5 protein-coding genes and 4 pseudogenes are annotated in these 4,205 nt (G+C 58.9%); 4 read left to right on the top strand and 5 right to left on the bottom strand.

Annotated features, from left to right (window positions below; all coding sequences use genetic code 11):
* Window positions 1-75, bottom strand: a pseudogene (locus NKH06_RS31905) (DNA-binding response regulator); the annotation flags it as partial.
* Between NKH06_RS31905 and NKH06_RS31900 the strand changes: the two are divergent.
* Window positions 56-430 (top strand): acyl carrier protein, encoded by a 375-nt coding sequence (locus tag NKH06_RS31900; protein WP_352593620.1) that lies wholly within the window; start codon window positions 56-58, stop codon window positions 428-430. The pseudogene NKH06_RS31905 and the gene NKH06_RS31900 overlap by 20 nt on opposite strands.
* Before the next feature lie 105 nt (window positions 431-535).
* Here NKH06_RS31900 and NKH06_RS31895 read toward each other — a convergent pair whose 3' ends face one another.
* The 3 genes and pseudogenes from NKH06_RS31895 to NKH06_RS31885 form a co-directional block, all read right to left on the bottom strand.
* Complete coding sequence (locus tag NKH06_RS31895) at window positions 536-1,153, bottom strand: hypothetical protein (RefSeq protein ID WP_023737119.1); 618 nt, start codon at window positions 1,151-1,153, stop codon at window positions 536-538.
* Window positions 1,153-1,332, bottom strand: a complete 180-nt coding sequence (locus tag NKH06_RS31890; protein WP_031194388.1) for a hypothetical protein — start codon at window positions 1,330-1,332, stop codon at window positions 1,153-1,155. Before NKH06_RS31890 ends, NKH06_RS31895 begins: the two co-directional genes overlap by 1 nt.
* Window positions 1,329-2,059, bottom strand: a pseudogene (locus tag NKH06_RS31885) (IS6 family transposase). Before NKH06_RS31885 ends, NKH06_RS31890 begins: the two are co-directional and overlap by 4 nt.
* A gap of 294 nt (window positions 2,060-2,353) precedes the next feature.
* On the opposite strand from NKH06_RS31885, the gene NKH06_RS31880 reads away from it, so the two are divergent.
* From NKH06_RS31880 to NKH06_RS31870, 3 genes and pseudogenes are all read left to right on the top strand, one after another.
* The gene (locus NKH06_RS31880) at window positions 2,354-2,731 is read left to right on the top strand and encodes a hypothetical protein (protein WP_023679574.1); all 378 of its coding nucleotides are present in this window, start codon (window positions 2,354-2,356) and stop codon (window positions 2,729-2,731) included.
* Between the two features lie 122 nt (window positions 2,732-2,853).
* A pseudogene (locus NKH06_RS31875) lies at window positions 2,854-3,105 on the top strand (DUF1403 family protein); the annotation flags it as partial.
* A 75-nt stretch (window positions 3,106-3,180) separates the two neighbouring features.
* A pseudogene (locus NKH06_RS31870) lies at window positions 3,181-3,890 on the top strand (IS6 family transposase).
* A gap of 127 nt (window positions 3,891-4,017) precedes the next feature.
* Here the strand turns inward: NKH06_RS31870 and NKH06_RS31865 are convergent.
* A partial coding sequence (locus NKH06_RS31865) for a KUP/HAK/KT family potassium transporter (protein WP_352443283.1) occupies window positions 4,018-4,205 on the bottom strand: 188 nt, incomplete at its 5' end.

Here is a 4,205-nt window from a genome sequence, read left to right as displayed (position 1 = left end):
GGCATGCATCGTGAGATACTCGGCGATGAGGCGCCGCATTGCGGCATCATCGTCAATGACAAGAACATGTTTCAACGGCACACCTCGTTTTGGGGGTTGGGCCCCGATCAGGGTTGCATTACCTGAATCTGCAATCAAAAGGCATGTATTAGTGATGACATTACTTGAAATTGAACAACTGGTTCTCAAAACCCTCAACGCTCTAGTTGCCGAAAAAGTAGAGGTCTCGATGACAACCAGAATGCGGGATCTCGGCCTCGACAGCCTCGACTATAACGAGCTTGCTACGGCGATCGAGAGCCGACTTGGCTGGTTTGTCGACGATTACAAGCTCTGGCAATACGAGTCCGTAAGGCATGTCGCCGACGCCGTCGCCAGTCAGGAGTTGCGCACCGCGGAACCACCAGCAGTGCGGCAAGTGCTGGAGTAGTGCTGTAGGCACAGGTTACGGTGAGGGCAGCTTGGGCGGCGGTAGCTATGGCCATTGCTCCGCTGTGGTTTGTATCCGTGACTGGTGTGTTTGAGAACTGTTGGGTCAGCCCGGTCCATGTCGCAGTGCCGATGCCCCCTTGGTGGCGTTGCCCGCAATTGCGATCGCTGCGCCCAGGGCACCAATGCTGACGGTCGTTGTCAGGCCACCCGTTGAATTGTTGTCAGAGGCAACAGTGCCCACCACACCATCCCAATCGGTGGTCGTATAGACCGACATGTAGTCACGGAACACGCTCTCACTATACGTGGTCACGATCGTTGCCGTCGTACCGGTTGGCACGAGGGCTGACCACACTGACAGATAGACCACACCAGAATTGAAGATGCTTTCCACCTGAGCGAGAAGGGTGGCAGCCACACCCCCAATCGTCATACTGTTGACGGTCACTGCACTTTCGGTGTCAGTGGTCTCAGTTGTCACGATGACACGACGATTAGCGTGTGGCGCGACAAGAAGCGGAATGCTGGTGTGGGTGTAAACGGTCGTGGCAGTCGAGTCTTCGTGAGTGCCATTGAAGACCAGATCTATCGGGAACATTTTCTCCCAGACGCCCGAGCTGCGCACATAGACCTGTCGAGCCTTGGTCCAGAGGCTTGAGATTTTCACCCAGACGGCGCTGGCCGCCCCCCAGACCCCGGAGGCTTTGACGTAAAGGGCCATTACGGCTGCACCCAGAAATCACCGTCCACGCCGCCAGAAGGGGCAGCGGCCGAGATCGTGACGCTGCGATTTGCCATCGTGCCGACGCCGAGAAGCGCCTTGGTCTGAGCAATGGACTGCGGTCGACGATAATTGTCCCCGGTGCCGTCACTCGACACGCGACCGACGAAGCTCGTCACAGCGTCGGCACCTGTGGCGTAGGTCGAGCGGTACAAACGCGTCGTGATATCACCAGCGCCATCGCGCTGAGGCGATGAACATGTATGGCGAGAGCAGAACGTTTGGGGCGGGGCGGGACGAAGAGGTTGCGGAGGGCTGACAAGGTCGAGACGAAGCGTTGCAGGCCTCTCGGCGATCGGACCCCTGCATCATCCGCTCCCGTTTTCGCGGCGGCACATGGGAATTCTCCGCTCCGTTGTTCAACCCCTTGTGCGACCGGTGCTTGACGTCCGGCATCACCTGTCGCTTTGCCGCTCCATACGAGCGCAGCTAGTCGGTGATCATGCGCTTCGGCGCGAGCCCCTGCTTCTTCAACAGCCGCGTCAGCAAGCGCTTGGCGGCCTTGGTGTTGCGGCGGTTTTGCACGATTTCGTCCAGCACATATCCATCCTGGTCGACGGTGCGCCACAACCAAAGCTTTTTGCCGGGCGATGGTGACGACCACTTCGTTCAGGTACCAGACGTCATTCCGGCACGGCGGCTTGCGGCGCAAGCAGCGAGCGCAGTCCAGCCCGAACTTGATGCCCCACCGGCGACTTGTCTCATACGAAACCACGATGCCGCGTTCCAGCAGCATTTCCTCAACCAGGCGCAGGCTCAGCGGAAACCGGAAATAAAGCCAGACCGCGTGGGCGATAATAGGCGGCGGAAATCGGGGGGCGTGTAGCTGACGGCGGGCGTATTCATGCCCCCCGGCGTCCATGTCGCAAATCTTGACGATTGCTTTGTGTGTCAAGCCCGCCGCAGGTCTCAACGCGTTCAATGCAGACATTGTGAAAATCGCCCTATTCCGCCTTTTTTTACCGCCCCTTAAGTCCCCCGCTCGCATGCTTGTCGATGCCATTGAACTCATAGCCATCGGCCAAGGATTTTGGAAAATATGTTTCCGCTCGCAGCAGAAAACGTGAGAGTCGCTGTAGGCCTAACGTTAAGGGGAGAGAGCGGTTTGATTGGACGAAATGGGTACCGGAGTACCGAGTCATGAAGCCACGAGGTAATCTGGTCCGACTGAAGCAATTTCAGGTGAATGAGAAGCGGCGACAGTTGCACCAGCTAGACATCATGATTGCCGATTTCGAACGCATGGCGCGAGAACTGGACTTCCAGTTAAACGCCGAGGAAACGAAGGCCGGCATATCCGATGTCAATCATTTCGCTTATCCGACGTTCGCCAAGGCCGCTCGCCTACGTCGTGACAACGTCAAGAATTCGCAATCGGACCTTCTGCGGCAGAGAACCGCAGCCGAGCCATGCCTCGCCGAGGCTGAAGCAGAGCTCTCCAAGGCGCAAATGCTAGAATCGCGCAGCGGCAGAGGCCACGACCTCGAACCCGGCAACCGAAGCGCCATGATCGGCTGAGCCGGATGGCTTCAGCGCGCCTCATTCGCGACACCCGACTGGCCGTTGGCGCGCGAGAGGCGTGCGGGCACTGTAAAGATATCAGCGTATTGATGCAGCGATAGCTGGTCGGGACGGCTGTCATGCTGCGGCGACATACGCGATTTTGTTCCAGATTTGCATGGCGGCGTTACGCAGGTATTGGGGGAAAGTGGAACTGGTTGGCACTCGGATCATCGGTGGAAACGAACCGCTGCCGGCGGATCGGCGCCTGGCGGCAACGCCTGGCGCTTTCGGCGGCGGCGGTAACGGCAAAGCAGGCTGGCCGGTCGAGGATGAAGCGGCACCTGCGCGATGCCGTTCTGCTCACGGCCGGGAGACGGGGTCGGCCCCGCCGGCCGGATGCTGCTCGCTTGGCGCGGCATCGTAAAGTCAACCGACAGCTTATGAAGATGTGCGTACATTGGGCCATGTCAGAAGTTGCTCGTGATCCGCTCTATGGTCGCCACCGCTTTCCCGCCGAGATCATTGCGCACGCGGTATGGCTCTACTTTCGCTTTCCGCTCAGCCTGCGCATGGTTGAGGACATGCTGGCGGCCCGCGGCATCATCGTCACGCATCAGACCGTTCGAAGCTGCGCGGAGAAATTCGGACGGCATTCCGCCCAGGAGATCAATATCAGCCGGCTGCCTGGGCGATAAATGGCATCTCGACGAATGTGTCGTGGCTATCAGTGGCAAGAAGCAGTGGCTCCGGCGTGCCGTCGATCAGGACGGCTTCGTCCTCGAAGTGCTGGTACAAAGCCGCCGAAATGCCAAGGCGGCAAAGCGTCTGATGCGCAAGTTGCTGAAAGCTCAAGGGCGGACACCACGGATCATGATCACCGACAAGCTCCGATCCTATGATGCCGCCATGCGCGACCTCATGCCCGGCGTCGAACACCGGTCGCACACAGGCCTGAATAATCGAGCGGAAAATTCGCACCAGCCGACCCGACGACGCGAAAGGATCATGAAACGCTTCAAGTCGGCACGCCAGCTTCAGCGGTTCGTTTCCATCCATGATCCGATTGCCGACCTGCTCACTTTCCCTGCAATGCGCTGTCATCGGCTCAACATCGAGACCTGCGTAACGCCCCATGCAAATCTGGAACAAAATCGCGTGTGTCGCCACAGCGTGACAGCCGTCCCGGCCAGCTATCGCTGCATCAAGCCGCTGAAACTTACAGTGCCGGGCGCGCTGCTACCTGAATTTCCTTACCGCTCAATCAATGTGACAGCACCGATTCTTCTCAACCGCGGCATGCCCTAAATCGTCACTTGCGTTCCGATCTCGACGACGCGTCCGGTCGGGATCTGGAAGTACTCCGTCGCGTCGGCCGCCGTACGCGCCAGGCCGATGAACAACCGGTCCTGCCACACCGGCATGCCGGAATTGGGCGAGGCCTTGAGCGAACGCCGTGACAGGAAGAACGAGGTCGTCATGATGTCGAACT

The sequence above is a fragment of the Mesorhizobium sp. M1342 genome (genome assembly GCF_040317955.1).
Classification (GTDB): domain Bacteria; phylum Pseudomonadota; class Alphaproteobacteria; order Rhizobiales; family Rhizobiaceae; genus Mesorhizobium.
This window is presented reverse-complemented; position numbering and strand designations above follow the sequence as displayed.